The 20,565-nt window shown below is 61.8% G+C and carries 20 protein-coding genes; 11 read left to right on the forward strand and 9 right to left on the reverse strand.

Annotated elements, in window-relative coordinates:
• The first annotated feature begins 36 nt into the window (after positions 1–36).
• Positions 37–1,488, forward strand: coding sequence for a bifunctional 2-methylcitrate dehydratase/aconitate hydratase (locus ACJ8IL_RS05875; RefSeq protein ID WP_368907174.1), 1,452 nt, complete (start codon positions 37–39; stop codon positions 1,486–1,488).
• A 79-nt stretch (positions 1,489–1,567) separates the two neighbouring features.
• Positions 1,568–2,197: a LysE family translocator gene (locus ACJ8IL_RS05880; protein ID WP_147822963.1), complete on the forward strand. Its 630-nt coding sequence runs from the start codon at positions 1,568–1,570 to the stop codon at positions 2,195–2,197.
• Here ACJ8IL_RS05880 and ACJ8IL_RS05885 read toward each other — a convergent pair.
• The gene (locus tag ACJ8IL_RS05885; RefSeq protein ID WP_043137060.1) at positions 2,194–3,033 is read right to left on the reverse strand and encodes a helix-turn-helix transcriptional regulator; all 840 of its coding nucleotides are present in this window, start codon (positions 3,031–3,033) and stop codon (positions 2,194–2,196) included. The genes ACJ8IL_RS05880 and ACJ8IL_RS05885 overlap by 4 nt on opposite strands.
• 99 nt (positions 3,034–3,132) lie before the next feature.
• Between ACJ8IL_RS05885 and ACJ8IL_RS05890 the strand changes: the two genes are divergently transcribed.
• Genes ACJ8IL_RS05890 through ACJ8IL_RS05905 form a run of 4 tightly spaced genes read left to right on the forward strand, consistent with a single transcriptional unit; the run spans position 3,133 to position 8,145 of the window.
• Positions 3,133–4,557: an MFS transporter gene (locus ACJ8IL_RS05890; RefSeq protein WP_142590630.1), complete on the forward strand. Its 1,425-nt coding sequence runs from the start codon at positions 3,133–3,135 to the stop codon at positions 4,555–4,557.
• Between the two features lie 57 nt (positions 4,558–4,614).
• The gene (locus tag ACJ8IL_RS05895) at positions 4,615–5,244 is read left to right on the forward strand and encodes an FMN-binding negative transcriptional regulator (protein WP_442516404.1); all 630 of its coding nucleotides are present in this window, start codon (positions 4,615–4,617) and stop codon (positions 5,242–5,244) included.
• Between the two features lie 38 nt (positions 5,245–5,282).
• Positions 5,283–6,242, forward strand: a complete 960-nt coding sequence (ybiB, locus tag ACJ8IL_RS05900) for a DNA-binding protein YbiB (RefSeq protein WP_167324949.1) — start codon at positions 5,283–5,285, stop codon at positions 6,240–6,242.
• A gap of 46 nt (positions 6,243–6,288) precedes the next feature.
• Positions 6,289–8,145, forward strand: coding sequence for a M3 family metallopeptidase (locus ACJ8IL_RS05905; protein ID WP_442516405.1), 1,857 nt, complete (start codon positions 6,289–6,291; stop codon positions 8,143–8,145).
• 63 nt (positions 8,146–8,208) lie between these two features.
• Here the strand turns inward: ACJ8IL_RS05905 and ACJ8IL_RS05910 are convergent, their stop codons facing one another.
• The 3 genes from ACJ8IL_RS05910 to ACJ8IL_RS05920 form a co-directional block, all read right to left on the reverse strand.
• Positions 8,209–8,844, reverse strand: coding sequence for a carbonic anhydrase (locus tag ACJ8IL_RS05910; protein WP_049208897.1), 636 nt, complete (start codon positions 8,842–8,844; stop codon positions 8,209–8,211).
• Between the two features lie 286 nt (positions 8,845–9,130).
• Positions 9,131–9,391 carry a multiple stress resistance protein BhsA gene (gene bhsA / locus ACJ8IL_RS05915; protein ID WP_060432705.1) on the reverse strand — a complete coding sequence of 87 codons (261 nt, stop codon included), beginning with the start codon at positions 9,389–9,391 and terminating at the stop codon, positions 9,131–9,133.
• A gap of 166 nt (positions 9,392–9,557) precedes the next feature.
• Positions 9,558–10,187: a flavin reductase family protein gene (locus ACJ8IL_RS05920; protein WP_442516406.1), complete on the reverse strand. Its 630-nt coding sequence runs from the start codon at positions 10,185–10,187 to the stop codon at positions 9,558–9,560.
• A gap of 118 nt (positions 10,188–10,305) precedes the next feature.
• On the opposite strand from ACJ8IL_RS05920, the gene rlmF reads away from it, so the two are divergent.
• The 5 genes from rlmF to ACJ8IL_RS05945 all read left to right on the forward strand — a co-directional run bounded on the left by rlmF (position 10,306) and on the right by ACJ8IL_RS05945 (position 15,270).
• Entirely contained in the window at positions 10,306–11,271 is a 966-nt protein-coding gene (rlmF, locus tag ACJ8IL_RS05925) for a 23S rRNA (adenine(1618)-N(6))-methyltransferase RlmF (protein ID WP_173889061.1), read from the forward strand.
• Between the two features lie 294 nt (positions 11,272–11,565).
• A complete protein-coding gene (locus ACJ8IL_RS05930) occupies positions 11,566–12,870 on the forward strand; it encodes a methyl-accepting chemotaxis protein (RefSeq protein WP_442516407.1) in 1,305 nt (434 codons plus the stop codon).
• Positions 12,871–13,052: 182 nt separating this feature from the next.
• Complete coding sequence (locus ACJ8IL_RS05935) at positions 13,053–13,622, forward strand: TetR/AcrR family transcriptional regulator (RefSeq protein WP_060432707.1); 570 nt, start codon at positions 13,053–13,055, stop codon at positions 13,620–13,622.
• Between the two features lie 11 nt (positions 13,623–13,633).
• Complete coding sequence (locus ACJ8IL_RS05940) at positions 13,634–14,272, forward strand: GNAT family N-acetyltransferase (protein ID WP_414104871.1); 639 nt, start codon at positions 13,634–13,636, stop codon at positions 14,270–14,272.
• Complete coding sequence (locus ACJ8IL_RS05945) at positions 14,260–15,270, forward strand: alpha/beta hydrolase family protein (protein WP_442516408.1); 1,011 nt, start codon at positions 14,260–14,262, stop codon at positions 15,268–15,270. Before ACJ8IL_RS05940 ends, ACJ8IL_RS05945 begins: the two co-directional genes overlap by 13 nt.
• A gap of 2 nt (positions 15,271–15,272) precedes the next feature.
• On the opposite strand, the gene ybiO is transcribed toward ACJ8IL_RS05945, so the two are convergent.
• The 5 genes from ybiO to ACJ8IL_RS05970 form a co-directional block, all read right to left on the reverse strand.
• Positions 15,273–17,492, reverse strand: a complete 2,220-nt coding sequence (ybiO, locus tag ACJ8IL_RS05950) for a mechanosensitive channel protein (RefSeq protein ID WP_053085973.1) — start codon at positions 17,490–17,492, stop codon at positions 15,273–15,275.
• Positions 17,493–17,645: 153 nt separating this feature from the next.
• Positions 17,646–18,368 carry a glutamine ABC transporter ATP-binding protein GlnQ gene (glnQ, locus tag ACJ8IL_RS05955; RefSeq protein ID WP_004939230.1) on the reverse strand — a complete coding sequence of 241 codons (723 nt, stop codon included), beginning with the start codon at positions 18,366–18,368 and terminating at the stop codon, positions 17,646–17,648.
• Positions 18,365–19,024: a glutamine ABC transporter permease GlnP gene (gene glnP / locus ACJ8IL_RS05960; RefSeq protein ID WP_019454487.1), complete on the reverse strand. Its 660-nt coding sequence runs from the start codon at positions 19,022–19,024 to the stop codon at positions 18,365–18,367. The genes glnQ and glnP overlap by 4 nt, the downstream gene beginning before the upstream one ends.
• Before the next feature lie 103 nt (positions 19,025–19,127).
• Entirely contained in the window at positions 19,128–19,871 is a 744-nt protein-coding gene (gene glnH, locus ACJ8IL_RS05965; protein ID WP_004939223.1) for a glutamine ABC transporter substrate-binding protein GlnH, read from the reverse strand.
• A 339-nt stretch (positions 19,872–20,210) separates the two neighbouring features.
• Positions 20,211–20,477 carry a DksA/TraR family C4-type zinc finger protein gene (locus tag ACJ8IL_RS05970; protein ID WP_049208895.1) on the reverse strand — a complete coding sequence of 89 codons (267 nt, stop codon included), beginning with the start codon at positions 20,475–20,477 and terminating at the stop codon, positions 20,211–20,213.
• Between the last annotated feature and the right edge of the window lie 88 nt (positions 20,478–20,565).

Genomic DNA, 20,565 nt, shown 5'->3' on the forward strand with positions numbered 1-20,565 from the left:
CGTGTCGTTTTCACTCTGGAGCCTTTGGGAATCATGATGCTTGAGTCTGCCAATACCCGCCGTCCGCCGTTCGATCGCGAAATGGTCGATATCGTCGATTATGTGATGAAAGAGGCCGTCGATACCCCGGCGGCGTACCGCACCGCTCACTATTGCCTGCTCGACACCCTCGGCTGCGGGCTGGAGGCGCTGAGCTACCCGGCCTGCAAGAAACTGATGGGGCCGGTGGTGCCGGGCGCCGAGGTGCTGAACGGCAGCCGGGTGCCGGGCACCCGTTTCCAGCTGGATCCGGTGCAGGCGGCGTTCAATATCGGCGCCATGATCCGCTGGCTCGACTTCAACGACACCTGGCTGGCGGCGGAGTGGGGCCACCCGTCGGATAACCTGGGCGGGATCCTGGCGGTGGCCGATTGGCTCTCTCGCCAGGCGGTGGCGGCAGGCAAAGCGCCGCTGACCATGCGGCAGGTGCTGATCGCCATGATCAAGGCGCATGAGATCCAGGGCTGCCTGGCGCTGGAAAACGCCTTCAACCGGGTAGGGTTGGATCACGTGCTGCTGGTGAAGGTGGCGTCCACCGCGGTGGTGGCGCAGCTGCTCGGCCTGAGCCGCGAGGCGATCCTGAACGCGGTGTCGCTGGCGTGGGTGGACGGGCAGTCACTGCGTACCTATCGCCACGCGCCGAACGCCGGCACCCGCAAATCCTGGGCAGCGGGAGATGCGACCGCCCGCGCGGTGCGGTTGGCGCTGATGGCCGCCACCGGCGAAATGGGCTACCCCTCGGCGCTGACGGCACCGACCTGGGGATTCTACGACGTCTCGTTCAACGGCAAACCTTTCCGCTTCCAGCGGCCGTACGGCGCATATGTGATGGAGAACGTGCTGTTTAAAATTTCGTTCCCGGCGGAGTTCCATGCCCAGACCGCCGTGGAGACGGCCATGACGCTGCACCGCCAGATGCAGGCCGCCGGCAAAACCGCCGCCGACATCGCCAGGGTGAGCATCCGCACCCACGAGGCTTGCCTGCGCATTATCGACAAGCAGGGGCCGCTGGATAACCCGGCGGATCGCGATCACTGCATTCAGTATATGGTGGCGATCCCGTTGCTGTTCGGCCGGCTGACGGCGGCGGATTACGAAGACCGGGTGGCCGAAGATCCGCGTATCGACGCATTGCGTAGCAAGATCCACTGCCATGAAGATCCCGCTTTCACGCGCGATTATCACGATCCGGAAAAGCGCTCGATCGCCAATGCGCTGACGGTGGAGTTCGCCGACGGCAGCCGTCTGGATGAGGTGGCGGTGGAGTATCCTATCGGCCATGCGCGGCGGCGCGAAGAGGGCATCCCCCTGCTGATCGAGAAGTTCAAAACCAACCTGGCGCGCCAGTTCCCAGCCCTGCAGCAGCAGCGCATTCTCGAGGTGTCGCTGGACCGCCAGCGGCTGGCGCAGATGCCGGTCAACGAGTATCTCGATTTGTGGGTGATCTGAGGTGAGCGGCGCTGACAAGCCACGTCGGCGTCGCTATGATGGACGTTCCATCCCCGTCCGTCTTCTTATCAGGTGATTCATGATTGATGCCGCAACGTTGTTGTTGTTTTCCGGTGCCTGCGTGGCGCTGGCGCTGACCCCCGGCCCGGATATGCTGCTGATCGCTTCGCGCAGCGTCAGCCAGGGGCGGCGCGCCGGTTTCGCTTCGCTGGCGGGCATTCAGCTCGGCACATACTGCCACGCGCTGGCGGCGGCGCTGGGGTTGTCGCAACTGTTCGTCGCGGTGCCGCTGGCTTACGACGCGGTGAGAATGTTGGGCGCCGCCTATCTGCTCTACCTGGCGTGGAAAACGCTGCGATCCGGCAGCAGTCTGCAGGCTTCTGCCGGGTTGCAGGCCGTGCCGACGGCGCGAATTTTCCGGCAGGGACTGTTCACCAACATCCTCAACCCGAAAATGGCACTGTTCGTGCTGGCGCTGTTCCCCCAGTTTATCGATCCGCGTGCCGGCTCGGTGGTGGTACAGATGCTGGCGCTGGCGACGGTGCTGAATCTGGTGGGGTTGCTGATTAACGGCGGGGTGATCCTGGCGGTCAGCCGCATGAAAAGCCGCTTCGCCGGCCGCCGCTTCAGCGCCCGCTGGCCGAACTACCTGCTGAGCGGCGTATTTGCCGGGCTGGCCTGCAAGCTCATTTTCGACAGCCGCCGCTAACCCTCGCGCAGCAGCGCTTCAAAGGCCGCGCTGGCCGGTTCGTCCTGCAGCGCGCTGTACATCACCAGCCGCAGGTGGTTCTCTTCGTCGACGATGAAAGAGGCGTGGTCAAAGGTGACCGGGCCGATTGCCGGGACGATGAAGCTGCGCCGCCCCTGGCAACGTCCGTGAATGTCATGCTGCCGCCAGAGCTGGCGGAATTGCGGCGATACCTGCTCCAGCGCCTGTACCCGTTGGCGCATCACCTCATCCTCCGGCGCACGGGCGTAGTCGCGGCGGAAGCTGGCCAGGATTTGCGGCGCCTGCGCCCGCCACTCCAGCAGGCGCGCATTGAGCTGCGGATCGGCAAACAGCATCCACAACATGTTGCGTTCTTGCGCCGGGCGATCGCCGATGGCGAACAGCCGCTGCGCCGCCGGATTCCAGGCGATGATGTCCCAACTCAGGTTCATGACGTAGGCCGGCCGCAGCGTCAAATCGTCCAGCAGGCGCCGCACCAACGGCGAAACCTGGCACCACTGATGCCCAACCGGCACCGGCGGGCGCTGATGCGCCAATAAGAACAGGTGGTAGCGGCCGGCGGCGTCGAGCTGCAGCACCCGCGCCAGATTTTCCAAAAACGTCACCGACGCATTGATTTCCCTGCCTTGCTCCAGCCAGGTGTACCAGGTGAGGCCGACGCCGGCCAGCGCCGCCACCTCCTCGCGCCGCAATCCCGGCGTGCGGCGGCGGCTGCCGCTTGGCAAGCCGACTGACTCTGGTGACAGTTGTTCTCGCTTTTGCCGCAGAAAATCCCCCAGTTCGTGGCGGGTGCGTTCGAGGGTGCGTGGGGGCATGTCGGCCGTCCTGTTGCTGTCAGTAATAGTATAAATGGCTATATAGTAACAGTTTAAACCCTGTTCCATACTGCGGCCATCATAATCTCTGGAGGTGGTATGGAACATTCATTATCTCGTGAGCGGCGAGGGCTGCCTGACCTGCCGGTGCTGCTGTTGGGCGGGTTCGTCACGGTGTTCGATCTGTTCGTGGTCAACGTGGCGGCGCCGGTGATCCAGCGGCAGTTCGCCGCCGATTTCGCCGGGGTCGGTTTGATCGTCGCCGGTTATGAGCTGGCGTTTGGGGTGCTGTTGATCGCCGGTGGGCGTTTGGGCGATCGCTTCGGGCGTCGGCGCTTGTTCAGCCTCGGCATGCTGGGATTCACGCTGAGCTCCCTGTTGTGCGGGCTGGCGGGATCGCTCGGCCTGCTGATCGCCGCGCGTATTCTGCAGGGGGCGACGGCGGCGCTGTTGTTCCCGCAAATTTACGCCTTGATGCGGGTCCTGTACGCGCCGCAACAGCGGCGGCGCGCCTTCGCTTGGCTGGGCATGACGCTGGGATTGGCGGCGATCTTCGGCCAGATCCTCGGCGGATTTATCATCGAGGCTAACCTGTTCGGCAGCGGCTGGCGCATGATCTTTTTGATCAATTTGCCGATCGGCGCAATGGCGCTGTGGGCGGCGCGGCGCATTCCCGAATCGCGCGTGGCGCAGGCGCAGCGGCTGGACGGCGTTGGCCTGTGGCTGGCGGCGACCGGCCTGTCGCTGTTGTTGCTGCCGTTGCTGGAGGGGCCGGCGCGCGGCTGGCCGTGGTGGATAGCGCCGATGTTGGCGTTAGCGATGCTGACGCTGTGGGGCTTTCTGCGTTGGGAGCGCCGTCTGGCGCAGCGCGGTGATGATGCGGTGCTCGATCCGGCGCTGTTCCGTCAGGCGGGCTTCGCGCCGGGCATGGCGGTGGTGCTGGCGATTTATGCCACCGCCTCCTCGTTTTTCTTGTGTTTCGCACTGCTGCTGCAGGCGGGGGCGGGGCTGACGCCTTTTCAGGCGGGCAGCCTGTTCGCCCCGGCCAGCGCGGCCTTTATGCTGGCGTCGATGCTGGCGCCCCGGCTGGCGCTGCGTTGGGGCAATGGCGTACTGAGCGTGGGCGTGGCGATTTACGCCGCCGGGTTGGCGCTATTGATGGCGCAGGCGCTGTGGGGTGAGGCGCTGGCGCACCCTCTGCGGCTGCTGCCGGGGTTAGTGGTGCTGGGATTCGGTCAGGCGCTGAGCATGACGCCGCTGCTGAATCTGGTGCTGGGTTTGGCGCCGGAGCGGCAGGCGGGCATGGCGGCGGGTCTGGTTGCCACCGTGCAGCAGGTGGGGGGCGCGTTGGGCATCGTGGTCAGCGGCGTCGCTTTTGTGCCGCTGTTGGCGAGCGGCGGCGCAGCGGAGCGCTATGCCCAGGCCTTTGCCGGCGCCATGGTATTTAATCTGTTGGCGATGGGCATCGCCCTGCTGTTGTTAAACCGGATCACTCGAAATACTCAGAAAGCGGATCTTAAGTAGGCCGCCGGCGGGTGCTTTACTGTTGTCATCATGAGAGAGCGATAAGGAGCCACACTGATGTTTCAACCCGCCACATTTCGCGAAGACAATCTGGATGCCCAACTGGCGCTGGTGCGCGCCCACCCGTTGGGGCTATTGGTCAGCCACGGCGAGCAGGGATTAACGGCCGATCCGCTGCCGTTTCTGGCCGATGTCGAACAGGGGCAGATCCGGCTGCGGGCGCACCTGTCGCGCGCCAACGCTCACTGGCGACGGCTGCAGCACGCGGCGGAATGCCTGGTGATTTTTCAGGGCGTGGAGGGCTATGTGTCGCCCGGCTGGTACCCGAGCAAGGGCCAGACCGGCAAAGTGGTGCCGACCTGGAACTACAGCATGGTGCAGCTGTATGGCGTGCCGACGGTGACGGACGATCCGGCCTGGCTGCGCCGCCAGCTGATCGACCTGACGGCACAACAGGAAGGGCGCCGCCCGGCGCCCTGGCGGCTCGACGACGCGCCGACCAACTATATCGCCGCACAGCTTAAAGGCATCGTCGGTATCGAGATCGCCGTTACCCGGCGCGAAGGCAAATGGAAAATGAGCCAAAACCGCAGCGCCGACGATGCCGGCGGGGTGATCGCCGGGCTGCGCGAGGGCGATGACGCGCAGCGGCGACTGGCGGCGGAGGTTGAGCGGCGGCGCGGATAGGGTATGCTAACCGAAGAGTGAGCTGAGGGAACCTTCGGATGGATTACACCAAAATTATCAAAGAAATAGGCCGCGGCAAAAATCATGCGCGCGACCTGGACCGGCAGACCGCCTTTGAGCTGTATCAGGCGATGCTGGCCGGGGAGGTCCCCGAGCTGGAGCTGGGCGGCATTCTGATCGCGCTGCGCATCAAGGGCGAAGCCGAAGAGGAGATGCTGGGCTTCTATCAGGCGATGCAGCAGCAGGTCTTGCCGCTGCAGGCGCCGCAGGGGCGGCCACTGCCGGTGGTGCTGCCGAGCTACAACGGCGCGCGCAAGCAGGCCAACCTGACGCCGCTGCTGGCGCTGCTGCTCGCGAAAGTGGGCCTGCCGGTGGTGGTGCACGGCATCCTGGACGACAGCACCCGTGTGACCAGCGCCGAGATTTTCCGTGCCCTGGGGCTGCCGTGGTCGGAACAGGCCGCTCATGCCCAGCAGCGCCTCGATAACGGCGAGGCGGTATTCATGCCGGTTTCCGCGCTGTCGGCGCCGTTGGCGCAGCAGCTTGGGCTGCGTTGGCGCATGGGGGTGCGCAACAGCGCCCATACGCTGGCCAAGCTGGCGACGCCGTTCGGCGAACAGGATGCGCTGCGCCTCGCCAGCGTCTCTCACCCGGAGTATGTTGGCCGGGTGGCGTCGTTTTTCCGCCAGATCGGCGCCCGCGGGCTGTTGATGCACGGCACCGAAGGCGAAGCCTACGCCAACCCGCAGCGCTGCCCGCAGATTCACCATATCGTCGGCGGCGAACAGCACGTATTGCTGGAGCGCACCTTGCAGGATGAAACGCCGGCATTGCCGGCGGCGAAAGACGCGGAAACCACCGCACGCTGGACCGAGCGCTGCCTGGCGGGCGAGGTGGCGATCCCGCAGGCCATCCAGCGGCAGGTCGCCTGTTGCCTGGTGGCCGCCGGCGAGAGCGAGACGCTCGAGCAGGGGCTGCAGCGCCTGCGTCAGGCCTAAGCGCGACTATACTGGGATATTTCCTCATCGGCTGAGAAGGACGGTTATGCAACAGGCTCTCGATTACTTCAATCAATTGAACCAGGATTACCTCGACGTTCACCGCGCCAAAGAAGAGCTGTTCTGGCAAAACTACATGGGCACCGGCGATGAAGGCGTGTCGGCGCGCTTTTCCGCCGCGGAAAGCGCCTATAAGCGCTTTATCGCCGAACCGCGCCGGCTGGCCGAGATCCGCAATCTGCTGGCCGGATTGGAAGCGCTGCCGCAGGAGGCGCAGCGCGATGCGCTGATCCACGGCCTGCAAGGTTGGCTGCGTTTCTTCGACTGTAACGCCATTGAAGATCCGCAGGCGCAGGCGTTGTTGGATCAGATCATCCACGCCGAATCCGATCTCTACTCGCGCCGCAAGGGCTATCAGGTCACGCACCTGAACGCCGACGGCCAGCGGGTGGCGGCCTCGCTCGGCGAGCTGCTGACCAACCAGGCGACCAACCCGAATGAAGACTACCGCCGCAGCTCGCAGCAGGCGCTGCGCGACCTGGAGCAATGGCTGCTGCATAACGGCCTGCCGGAGCTGATTGGCCTGCGCAACCGCTTTGCGCGCCAGATGGGTTATCGCAACTATTTCGACTACAAGGTGAACAAAACCGAGCGCATGACGCCGGAGCAGCTGTTCGCCATTCTGGATCGCTTCGAGCGGGAAACCCGCGAGGCCAACGCGCGCAGCCTGCAACAGCTGGCGGCCGACAAGGGCAGCCAGGCGCTGGAGCCGTGGAACGTGCGCTTCGCCAGCGCCGGCGACGTCACCCGTCAACTGGATCCTTACTTCCCGTTTTCTCGTTCGCTGGAACGCTGGGTCGACAGCTTCAAACGCCTGCACATCGGCTTTGGCGGCGCCGAGATGAATCTCGATCTGCTGGTGCGCAAAGGCAAGTATGAGAACGGCTTTATGCACGGCCCGGTGCCGCCGTTTGTGCGCCAGGGGGAATGGGTGCCGGCGCGCATCAACTTCACCAGCCTGGCGCAGCCGGGGCAGGTGGGCAGCGGCGCTTACGGGCTCAACACCCTGTTCCACGAGGGCGGCCACGCGGCGCACTTCGCCAACATTCGCCAGAATGCGCCGTGCTTCTCGCAGGAGTTCCCACCGACCTCGATGGCCTATGCCGAAACCCAGTCGATGTTCTGCGACAGCCTGCTGGACGACGCCGACTGGCTGAAACGCTATGCGAAAAACGCCGCCGGCGAAGCGGTGCCTGATGCGCTGATCGAGGCCGGCATCGCGGCGCGCCAGCCGATGCGTGCGTTCAACGAACGCCACATCCTGCTGGTGCCGTACTTCGAGTGGGCGCTGTACCAGTGGGATGACGAGCAGCGCACGCCGGAAGCCATTACCGCGCTGGCGCGCGAGGTCGAGCAAAAGATCCTCGGCATCAGCGGCAGCCCGCGTCCGACGTTGGCGATCCCGCACCTGCTGTCGCTAGAATCCGCCTGTTCCTACCAGGGCTATCTGCTGGCGATGATGGCGGTAGAGCAAACCCGTCACTTCTTCCTGCAGCGCGACGGTTACCTGACGGACAACCCGGCCATTGGCCCGGATCTGGCGCAACACTACTGGTTGCCGGGCAACAGCGTCAGCCATGACGACACGCTGCACAGCCTGACCGGCGAAGGGTTTAATCCTGACTATCTGGCGCAGGCCTGCAACCAGACGGTGGCACAGGCGTGGCATGAGGCGCAGCAGACGATGGCCGCCGCGGCCAAGCGCCCGCAGCCGCCGGCAGATTTCGATTTGCAGGCGCACATCCGGGTGGTGGATGGCGAGACGGTATTGGCGGACAACGCCGAGGGTGACGAGCGGATGTGCCGCGACTTCGCTGCGGCGATAGAGGCGCGCTTGCCTTAAGGCTGACAATAAAATCCACGCCGCGGCGTGGATTTTATTTAATGATAAAAACCGGGCGTTATTTTATTCGAAATAGACGTCGGGATTATCGGCCAGAGACACGAAGCTCTTGGTGTTTCTATCCAGCGTGCGAATTTCGCCGCTTTCGATGTCGTATACCCAGCCGTGTAGGCGCAGCCCACTGTTGCGCAGACCCACCGCCACAGAAGGGTGGGTTTTGATATTATTTAGCTGAGCTATGACGTTCTCTTCAACCATAGCGTTAACTTTGTCTGTTTCGTTATCCCAGGTTTTCTTTTCGACCACCGCTTTGGCCGCATCCGCGTAGTGCAGCCAGTGGGCCACCGCAGGCATGGGGTCGAGGCACTGACAGGACGCGATAGCCTTCATGGCGCCACAGTTCGAGTGGCCACAAATCACGATATCAGTCACGCCCAGCGCCACCACCGCGTACTCGATGGTGGCAGAAACCCCACCCGGCTCCGGGCCAAAGGAAGGGACGATGTTACCGGCGTTACGGATAACGAAAAGCTGCCCAGGTTCTTGCTGCGTCACCAGCTCGGGCACCAGACGGCTGTCAGAACAGGAGATGAAAAGCGCTTTAGGATTTTGGCTGGAGGCCAGGCTGCGAAAGAGTTCCTTACGCTGCGGGAAAATCTCTTTCTGGAAACTGAGGAAACCTTCAATGATATGTTGCATACAACGCTCTCTGCATCTGTAGTCTGCGTAACATGATAATCATCCTCTCCCGTTAGTCCAGCAATGGGGTGGTAAAAAAATGTGTGCTTAACTGCCTGAAAACCCCATAAAATAAAGGGTTTCTGCCTGTTGGCGACGGTATTTTCCGGGTCGTTGACGCGTGGGTTGCTGACAAAGCGGACGATAGGAAAATTGCTGTCGTACCCATTCAGCGCTGACGTACGCGAACATAAAAAAAGCCCGCCGGGATGATATCCGGCGGGCTTTTTGACGTCTGGGGCGGCGATTATTTGTAGATAACCGCGGTGGCGTGCATCAGGTTATTGCCGCTGGTAGAGGTGATGGTGAAAGCCTTGGCGCCTGCGGCATCGGCTTTGGCGGCCAGCTGAGAGGTCAGGCTGCTCAGGTCGGTTGCGCCGCTGGCGACGATCACGCCGGCTTTTTCGAATTGGGCGGCATCCTGGGCGCTGACGTGTTCAGCGGCAAAAGTGGTGAAAGAAACGGTGGCCAGAGCAATAGCAGCAGCAAAAGTTTTGATAGTTTTCATGTTCGTCATTCCTGTCAAAGTGAATTAGGGAGAAAGGGTTTGCCTTTCGATGGGCAGATTATTGCGCAGTGACAGGCGGGATGAAATCGGAGAGTGTTGATAGTTTTATTCAGATTTTTTGATTATTAATTCCCCCGTTTATCTTCTGCATAAACGGGGGAAACGATCAGCGTGACGGGCGCGTCAGATCGAGACGGTGCTGTTCGGAAATGCCGTAGTAGGCGGTCGGGCCGCCGGCGCGCAGGATAGGTTCGGCGGCGGCCGTCTGGTAGACGCCGTGTTCATCCAGCAGCGCCGGATCGAGATGCACCGCCACCACCTCGCCCAACACCAGCCAGGTCTCCACCTGTTCCCCGGCGGCGGTTTGCAGTTGGATGCATTGGGTCAGCCGGCATTCGAAGTTCACCGGGCTTTCGGCCACGCGCTCGGCTTTGACCCGGCGCCCGGGCAGCGGCGTGACGCCGGCGAAGGCGAATTCGTCCTCACCGCGCGGCAGGGTGATGGAACTGTTGTTCATCGCTTCCGCCAACGGGCGCGTCGCCAGGTTCCAAACGAACTCGCCGGTTTCTACGATATTCGCCACGCTGTCTTTCCAGCCGGTGCTGGCGAAACCGATGATCGGTGGGCGGTAGTTGAAGCAGTTGAAAAAGCTGTAGGGCGCCAGATTACGCAAGCCAGCGGCGCTGCGGGAAGAGATCCAGCCGATGGGGCGCGGGCCGACGATGGCGTTCAGCGGATCGTGCGGCAGGCCGTGGCCGGCGGCGGGTTCATAATAATAGCGAGATTCACGGCTCATGGGGGCCCCTGTGGCAATCGATGAAGCTTTCATTGTGCCGGGTTTCCCGCCGCTGCGCCATTGCGGGCCGGATGTGTTATCTTACGCGCCGGAAATCCCTTCAAGAGAGCCCGTCACGGTGGAAAAAAAGAAAACCTTCCCGCAGCAGAAAAGCGGCCTGCACCCGCGCAACCGTCATCGTTCGCGCTACGACTTCCCGGCGCTGATCGCCAGCTGCCCGGCGCTGGCGCCGTTCGTGAAACCGAACGCCTGGGGCGATGTTTCGGTGGACTTCGCCGATCCGGCGGCGGTGAAAATGCTGAACCGTGCGTTGCTGCAACACTTTTACGGCATCGAGCACTGGGATATTCCGGCGGACTACCTGTGCCCGCCGATCCCCGGCCGCGCCGACTATCTGCACCACCTGGCGGATCTGCTGGCGACCAGCAACGGCGGCGAGATCCCGCGCGGCAAGGGCGTGGCGATCCTCGACGTCGGCGTCGGCGCCAACTGCATCTACCCGATCGTCGGCCTGCGCGAATACGGCTGGCGTTTCACTGGGTCTGAAATCGATCCGGTGTCGCTCAACGCGGCCAAGATGATCGTCGAGATGAACCCGACACTGCGCAATAGCGTGCGTCTGCGGCTGCAAAAACAGCCTGAGCTGATTTTTAGCGGCATCATCGGCGCGGCCGAGAAATTCGACGCCACCCTGTGCAACCCGCCGTTCCACGCGTCCGAGCAGGAAGCGCGCGCCAGCACCCGCCGCAAGCTGCATAAATTGGGCAAAGGGGAAGTGGCCGACAAGCCGGTGCAAAACTTCGGCGGCAAGAACAACGAGCTGTGGTGCGAAGGCGGCGAAGAAGCCTTTGTGCGCAAGATGGTGGAAGAGAGCGTCAGCAAGGCCAACAACTGCCTGTGGTTCACTTCGCTCATCTCGAAAAACACCACGCTGCCGGCCATTTATCATGCGCTGAAGGTGGCGGGCGCGGCCGAGGTGCGCACCATTGAGATGGCGCAAGGGCAGAAGATCAGCCGCTTCGTCGCCTGGACCTTCCACGACGCCGAGCAACAGGCCACCTGGGCAGCCGAACGCTGGCGTTAATCCTTCCGGCGCCGGTTATCCTGCCGGCGCCGACAAAAAACCGCATTTTACCTTTCAATTTTCATCACTTACGTTATTCTCAATACAGTTTTGATAATAAAAATCTTAGGTTGTTGGTTTATTTAAATTCGAATAATTACTTTACTGAATAAATAAATTTAATCCGGTTAAGAGCAATAACCAGAAGGATCGGCGCTGCCCGTTCCTTCCGCGATGGCACGTCTGCGTGTGGGCGCGGCATGTGGCCAGAAAAAATAAGAAAAGCGCCATCATCTGCCACAAGGACTACACCTTATGCTGTTACGATTCAGTCAGTTAACTACCCACAAAGGCGCCGAACTGAGCGCGATAGAACACGCCGTTCCGATGATCGTATTCTCGCCTGACGGCACGGTCTTGCGCGCCAACGATCTCTTCCTCAGCACGCTGGGATTTCAACGCGATGACGTGATAGGTCAGCATCACCGTATTTTCTGCGATCCGAACTATGTCGCCAGCCCGTTATATCGCAAACATTGGGAGACGCTGAATAAAGGCCAACCCATCACGGACACCATAAAGCGCATCGCGAAAAACGGCGAGGCGGTGTGGCTGCAGGGCACCTATGCGCCGGTGCTGAATAAACAGGGTAAGGTGGTGGAAATCGTCAAAATCGCCAGCGAAGTGACCGAGCGAGTGACGCAGGCGCAGGAGCACCGCAGCCTGCTGGCGGCGTTGAATCGCTCGATGGCGATGATTTCTTTCACGCCGCAGGGCACCATTGTCAGCGCCAACGACAATATGTTGGCGCTGATGGGCTATCGGCTGGAAGAGGCGTGTGGGCAGTCGCATGCGGTGCTGTGCCCGCCGGAGTTCGCCGCTTCCGACGATTATCGGCGGCATTGGCAGCGCCTGGCGCGCGGCGAGTTCATCACCGGGCGTTTTGAGCGCGTCAACCGGCGCGGTGAACGGGTATGGCTGGAGGCCAGCTATAACCCGATCCTCGACAACGACGGCCAGGTGGTGAAAGTGGTGAAGATTGCCCAGGACATCACCCGGCTGATGCAACAGCAGCAGCACGAAGAAGAGATGGTGCGCAACGCGCATCATCTGTCGCTTGACACCGATCGGCAGGCGGCGCAGGGTGCGGTCATCGTACAGCAGGCGGTGAAGGGCATGCAGCAGGTCGAAGCGGCGGCGCGCGAAACCTCAGACGTGGTCACCGAGCTCGGTAAGTGCTCTCAGCAGATCGGCACCATCGTCGAAGCCATTCGTAAAATCGCCTCCCAAACCAACCTGCTGGCGATTAACGCCTCCATCGAAGCCGCCCACGCCGGTGAGCACGGGCGCGGTTTTGCCGTGGTGGCCAACGAAGTGCGCACGCTGGCGGAGCAGTCGCGCAAGGCGGCGACCGAGATCGAACGCATGACCAAGTCTATCCAGCAGGGCGTAGCGGCGGCGATCGCCGGCATGGCGACCTGTGTGGAACAGGCTGGCGGCGGCGTGGCATTGACCCATGACGCCGGAGAAGTGATCAACCAGGTCAACATCGGCATGCACGACGTCGTGAAGCTGATGCAGGCGTTTACGTCGGTGAAGCAGGGCGACGCGCTGCACTGAGTGTGCCGGGCGCCGCCCCTAAAAGCGGGGCGGCGTTTGCCTCTTCCTACCGATTCCTGCGCCGTTGAGCTGCGGTTCAATTTTATCGGTCTATGCTAGACTTGAAAATGAACGAACGTTCGTTCATTTGTTGATGTCAATTTGTGGCGCCAGGCGCCCCTTCACCGTTTCGGGAGCTGACGATGGGAAATCGAGAAAAGATTGTCGAGGCCGCGCTGCACAGCTTTACCCATAAGGGATTTCACCAGACCAGCATGCGAGATATCGCGCAGGCAGCGGGCGTCAGCGTCGGCAACCTCTATAACCATTTTTCCGGCAAGGAGGCGTTGATCGGCGAAATTGCGCTGCTGGAAAACGGCATATTCGCCGAGTTCGCCGCCGGATTGCGGGCCGACAGAACGCGGCCGAAACAGGCGCTGTCGGCCTTTTTCACCGCCTATCACGCCTTTGTCGCCGAGCCGGCCAATGTGCAACTGTCGGCGGAGATCGTGGCGGAGGTGGCACGCAACCCGGCGTTGGCCGAGCCGTTCAGCGCCAACCAGCGGCAACTGATTGAGGCGCTGGCGACGACGATCGCCGACGCTCAGCAAACCGGTGAGATCGCGGCGGCGATAGCGCCGTTACCGCTCGCGCAGCTGGTGCTGGACGTGATCGAAAGCCAGGCCTGGCGGCAGGCGATCTTTGCGTCGCCTGCGCCGGAGGAGACCGCGCCGGTGCGGCTGTTGGAGCAGTTGCTCTACCGCCAACCCTAGACGAGGTTGATATGTTGCATATTGATCCTTATCACGACGCTGATCGCCTGCAAACGGCGGCGCTGATCTACGCCGCGTTCAGCGACAAGTTTCAGCGCGCGCGCCGTCTCAGCGCCCGCCTTCAGTGGCGTCTGTTCTATCGGCTGTGGAGTTGGCAGCAAAGCGGCAGCCGGGAGCGCAGCTTCGTGGTGAAGCAAGATGAACAGGTGGTGGCGGCCTTTGCCCTCCATGCGGCCGCTGGCGAGAACAACGTCGGGCTGCGTCCGCGCACCTTGCCGATTTGGCGGCTGTGCCGCCGCTATGGCTGGCTGAACGTTTGGCGCATGTATCTGCAAATTGCGGTGCTGCAGCACACTCCGGCGGCCGGTGAGCTGTATCTCTCTTACCTGGCGGTGGCCGAGAACCAGCGCGGTAAAGGGGTGGGCAGGCGGCTGCTGCAGTGGATGAACGACTACGCCGCCGAACAAGGCACAGGCCGGCGTCTGAGCCTGCACGTCAGCCGGCGCAACGTGGATGCGCAGCGTCTGTACCGGCGCTGCGGCTTTCAGGTGCGGCGCGAAGAGCATTACGCCTCGCTGGGCTTACTGTTCGGCCAGGCCGATTGGATATTGATGGAGAAACGCAACGGGGAGGCGACGTGCGCAAAATAGGGCTGTGCCTCGTGGCGCTGGTTTTGGCGGCGTTTGGCTGGGTGATTTACGTCAACGACTTTCGCTTTGTCACCGAACCGGTCGTGGTGACCGCCGGCGGCAACCGGTTGACCGGCACGCTGGTGTTGCCGCAGCATGCGCCGAGCAAGCCCGGCATCGTGGTGTTCGTGCACGGCGATGGGCCGGCTAACGCCAGCCGCGACGAAGGCTATTACGGCATTTGGGAGGTGATGGCGCAGCAGGGCTATGCGGTTTTATCCTTCGATAAGCCGGGCGTTGGCGGCTCCGGCGGCAACTGGCTGCATCAGACCATGGCGGATCGCGCGCGGGAAACCGCCGATATCATCGACTGGGCCCGGCGGGACGGGCGCTTCGATGCGCGCTGCGTGGGGCTCTGGGGCACCAGCCAGGCGGGGTGGGTGATGCCGGAGGTGGCGCGTTTGCGCCCCGACATCGCCTTCACGCTGGCGTTGGCGCCGGCGATCAACTGGCTGCGGCAAGGGCGTTATAACACCCGGGCAGCGATGGTGGCGGCAGGGGACAATGAAGCGTCGATCGCCGCGCGCGAGGCGCACTGGCGCCACATTCAAACGCTGCTCGAACAACCGGACGGCTACGCGCAGTACCGCCGCGAGTCTGGCGCCACCGCCGCATTGAGCGCCGACCGCTGGCGCTTTATTCGCGTCAACATGGCCAGCGACGCGACGGCGGGATTGCGAAATTTCACCACGCCGGTGCACCTGATCCTGGGTGGGCGCGACGTCAACGTGGACGTGGACGAAACCGAACGTGTGTATCGGCAAACGGTCCCGGCCTCGCTGTTGACGGTGACGCGCATCGACGAAGCCGACCACGTGATGATCAAACCGCTGTTCGCGCGCCATCCGTGGCTGATCAACGTGGTGGGCCTGTTTGCGCCGCGCTCGGTGCAATACGATGCCTACCGGCAGGACGTGGCGGCCTTCCTGGCCGCTCAGCCCTGCGGGCGCGGGCGCTAACCTCAGATCGCCGCGGGCGGCGCCTGTTCTTCGTGCGGCTGCGGCGCGCGGGAGATCTGCATCGCCTGTTGCGGCATGCCGATACCGGCCCGATCGAAATGGATTTTCACCAGCCGGTCGAGGGCGTATTGCACCACCCACTGTTTCAGCGCCTGCGTGCGCACCGTCACGCGGGTGGTGAACGAGCGGTCTCCCAGCGCCACCACGCCGTTGAAGACCGGCTCGCCAATCAGGAAATGCTTCACCTGTTCATCCTGCTTCAGCGCCTCGATGGCCTGATGCAGCACCTCATTGACCCGATCGATGTCCTCGTCGCGGCTGACGGTGTAGTTGGCGCGATACACCCCAAACTCACGCGCATAGTTGGCCAGCGTGGTGATCGAAGAGTACGGCACGATGTGATAGACGCCGTAGTCGTCGCGCAGGCCGATCGAGCGGATGGTCATGCGCTCCACGGTGCCGGTGATGCCGCTGACGGTGACATATTCGCCGGTGTTCATGCCGTTTTCAAACTGGATGAACACGCCGGTGATCACGTCTTTCACCAGCGTCTGGGCGCCGAAGCTGATGGCCAGCCCCAGCGCGCCGGCGCCCGCCAGCAGCGGCGCGATGTTCAGCCCGACCTGCGACAGCACGATCATCACGGTAATGGTGCTGATCACGATAGCCAGCACGTTGCGAAACAGCGTCAGCAGCGTGCGTTCACGCGCGCTCGGCCGCACGCCGTTGCTCAGTTCCAGCGCCAGGCGGTGTTCGATGATGCTGGCCATCAGCGTCCAGCTGAAGACGGCAATCAGCAGGATCAGCAGGATATGCACCAGCCCGCCGAGCGTCCGCTGGCCATTTTCGCTGCCCGCCCACTGGTACAGGTTGATCAGGTGCCAGGCGTCGAGCAGAAACAGCGTCACCGCCAGCACCACCATCACCCGCAGTATCTTCAACCCGTTGGGGATGTAGGAGTTGATGCGCCGCTCGAGCATCGGATAGCGCAGATTGACGTCGGTCGGCAGCGAAATGCGGCGGAAAATCCAGCGGGTCAGCATGCCGGACAGCAGGGCGCCGACGCCGACCACCAGCAGGCTTTTCACCGTGGCGCTCATCATAAAGCGCAGGCTGTTGCCGATGTCGAACTGAGACAGCACGAACAGCACCAGAAAATAGGCGATCGCCAGCAGGTGCCAGATATGCCCCAGACCGCGCAGGATCACGCTGAAAAACGCCATCGACCGTTCGGCCAGCAGGTTGATCTGTTGCTGTATCGGTTTGCGGTTGTGCAGGATCAGCCAAATGGCGTACAGCGTCAGCGCCAGCATCACCACCAGGTTGACGGCGGCGGCGGCCGGGTAGCTTATTTGTACCGCCACCACCGGCACCACCACCATCAGACCGTAGCCGATCAGCCCGCTGAGCCAGGCGAGGCGCGTGTTCCAGTAGCGTGCGCTCCGGTCGCTGAAGGGGAAGGGACGCAGGTAGTCGAAGTTAGGGGCGAAAATCAGCCGCAGCACCGCCTTGAAAAATTCAATCACCGCGAAGGCGCTGAGAAACAGGGTCTGCAGCCGCAGAATGGTGGCGCTGTCGGCGTGGACGTGGCGGGCGAACAGATTGCCCGCCGCCAGCGCCAGCAGCAGCACCAGCAGATCGACGGCGAAAGCGCCGAGAATGGCGGCGGGGCGCTTATACCACGGGCCGCGCTGCAGCCGCGCATTGTGCCCCCAACTGCCCATGCGTTTGTACAGCGGCGCGATCAACCGCCGGATCAGGTGGAACAGCGCAAAGGTGACCGCCACCGTCAGCAGAAAGTAGCCCAGCGCGCGGAAAAAGCCGGCGGGATTGAAAACGCGCTTCGGGCCGGAGTCGATCAGCTTTTGCAGCGCGCCGAGCTTCTGGTTAAAGGTGCCGATGCCTTCCTGCGCCAGCGAGTTCAGGCTGTCGCTCAGCGTGGCTGGCGTCGATTCCTCCGACGTTGCCGGCGCTGCGGCGGGGGCGTCGCCGGCGGTCTGTTTCAGGTGATTGATGAGTTCCGCGCGCGCTTTGTCATCTTGCAGCAGATCGGCCAGCGCGGCGTAGGCGGCCTTCTGCTGCTCGCTCTTGTCGGCGGGCGCAGGCGGCGCGTTTTGCGCCAGCGCCGGTGGTGCGAAGACGCTCAGGGTCAGCAACAGCAGCAGGAAAAGCAGGTGTTCTCGCAGATGAGAACCTCGTCGGGAGTATGCGTTTGGCGGCATTGTTCCTCTCTTTGGCGTTCTGTGATCGGCGGATGTCAGAGCAATACGATGAAAACAATGAATATAGTAGGAAAGGAAACGCGATGGGGCGTGGGAACGCGTGCGGAATGAAAGCGGCGGGCGCGTGGCGCGCCCGCCGTTAAACCGCCAGGATCAGGAAACGTGCTGCAGGAACTCCTGCAGACGCGGGCTTGGCGGATGGTTGATCAGGTCGTGCGGGTTGCCGTCTTCGGCAATCCGGCCCTTATCGATAAAGATCAGGCGCGACGCCACTTTTTCGGCAAAGCCGACTTCGTGGGTGACGATGACCATCGTCATGCCTTCCTCGGCCAGATCCTGCATCACCTTCAGCACTTCGTGGCGCAGCTCCGGATCGAGCGCAGAGGTCGGCTCGTCGAACAGCATCATTTTCGGCTTCACCGCCAGCGCGCGCGCAATGGCCACGCGCTGCTGCTGGCCGCCCGACAGTTCGGACGGGTAGTGGTGGGCGCGCTCCGCCAAACCGACCTTAGCCAGCAGCTCGCGCGCCAGCTTTTCCGCATCGGACTTCTTCGCGCCGCGCACGCGGATCGGGCCAAAGGCGACGTTTTCCAGCGCCGTCAGGTGCGGGAACAGGTAGAACTGCTGGAATACCATGCCGGCTTCCTGGCGGATCAACCGATCGTCCACTTTCGGATCGTTGGCTTTTAGGCCATCGACGATCAGATCGCCGCTGGTCACCTCTTCCAGCTTGTTGATGCAGCGCAGCAGGGTGGATTTGCCAGAGCCGGATGGCCCGATGATCACCACCACTTCGCCTTTGTCGATCTTCAAATCGATGTTGTGCAGCACCTGGGTTTGGCCAAAATGCTTGGAGACGTTTTTAAATTCAATCACAGGATTTTCATCCTTCTTTCCAGACGACGCAGCACGAAGCTCAGCACCAGGGTAATAATCAGGTAGATAACCGCCACGGCGCTCCAGATTTCCAGCGCGCGGAAGTTACCGGCAATAATTTCCTGACCCTGACGGGTCAGCTCCGCCACGCCGATCACGATGAACAGCGAGGTGTCTTTGATGCTGATGATCCACTGGTTGCCCAGCGGCGGCAGCATGCGACGCAGCGCCAGCGGCATAATGACGTAGCGGATGGTTTCGCGGCGCGACAGGCCGAGCGCCAGGCCGGCTTCGCGGAAACCGTTATGAATCGACAGCACCGCGCCGCGGGTGATTTCCGCGATGTAAGCGCCGGAGTTGATCATGATGGTCACCACTGCCGCGGTGAACGGATCGATACGCAAGTCGCTAAATGCCATCGGCAGGGCGAAGTAGATGAACATCACCTGCACCACGATCGGCGTGCCGCGGATCACTTCGATAAACACCAACGCGATGTGGTTGGCGATCCATCCGCCGTAGGTGCGGGCAAAGCCGGCGACGAGGCCGATGATCAGGCCGCCAATCAGACCGAGGACCGAAATCCACAGGGTCATTTTGGCGCCCTCTAACAAGATAGGAATGGCGGGCCAGATGGCGCTCCAGTCGAACTGCATGATATTTCTCCCGGTGATCCCAAACGTGGGTATCAGATACAACGAAGCGCAGGGGGTTAAGCGACCCCCTGTGCTTAAGTTAATAGCTTGCCAAATTCACAGCTTACTTAGGTTCGGTACCGAACCACTTCTTGTAGATTTCGTTATAGGTGCCGTTCTCGCGCAGGGTTTTCAGCGCGCCGTTCACCTTCTCGCGCAGCTCGTCGCTGCCTTTAGGGAAGGCGATGCCATACTGCTGCGCTTCCAGCGAATCGCCGACGGTTTTGAACTTGCCGGCGCCGGCCGTCTTGATGAAGTATAGGATGTTTGGCGTGTCGTGCAGCACCGCATCGGCGCGCTTGGTGCCCAGCTCCATGTAGGCGTTGTCGATGTTAGGGAACTGACGCAGATCCTTGGTTTTGATGTGCTGCTTGGCGTAATCCACCGAACCGGTGCCGCTCTTCACCGCCACCACTTTACCATTTAGATCGTCGATGCTTTTCACGCTGTTGTTGTCGGCGTTGACCATTACCAGCAGGCCGCTCTTGTAGTAGCCGTCGGAGAAGTCGATAGCTTTCTTGCGCTCATCGGTGATGGTGATGCCGGCCAGCGCCAGATCGACGTTTTTGGTCTGCAGCGCCGGAATGATGCCGCCGAAGTCCATCGGTTTCAGGGTGTAGTCCAGCTTCAGCTCTTTGGCGACAGCCGCCCACAGATCGATGTCGAAGCCGACGTATTTGTCGCCTTGTTTGAACTCAAAAGGAACGAAAGCGGTGTCGGTGGCAACCACCAGTTTGTCTGCTGCGTGGGAACTTACGGCAAAGGCCAGAGAGAGTGCGGCCAGGGAGACTTTAAAAATCGACTTCATGAGAGGAATTCCTGTACAGGTTGCGGATTACCCATTTTTTATATTGCAGTTGGTGCCATGAAAAAATCGTGCCATGTTTTCAACTACTATAAAAACAAAGAGTTACTTCGTGATGTTGTGCCGAAAAGGCGAATTGTTATGGTTGTGCACCACAATGAGGCACCGAAATGGTGCGTAAGAATTATCTTGGTGCACGGGGCTATCATTAACCAAATTTTGGCTGTGAAACAACCGTTCTTTAACGTTTTTGCTTCAATATTGATAACTAACTCTAACTTTCATGATGCACCGACGGTGCAAGCGGGGGCCGCGAGAGGAGAAAAAGGGGAGCAGATAATGCTAACGCAACTGGCTGTCTTTGCTGCCGCGCCGGTTGTACAGGCTATTGGCCGCGTGTTTTTTGTCTTGTTCTGCCTGGCAGGCGAGACAAAAACGCACGCCTGTTAACGCCTTGCGGCGCGCCTCGGGGATCGGTTCTCCGCATTCCTGGCAATAGCGTTCGCTCTCGCCATGCCCGAGCGCATCACGCGCACGCTGCACCGCATCGTCGACGGTGGAGTCAATCTGATCTTGTACGGCGCCGTCTGCCGCCCAGCCGCTGGCCATCATCACCTCCTAACAAGGGAACTCTACCGTTTAATATGGGCCGTTTTTTGCACAATTCAACGACCGCGCAAAAGAAAACAGGCCGGGC

It is taken from the genome of Serratia sp. CY47444 (assembly GCF_052168635.1).
Lineage (GTDB): Bacteria > Pseudomonadota > Gammaproteobacteria > Enterobacterales > Enterobacteriaceae > Serratia > Serratia bockelmannii.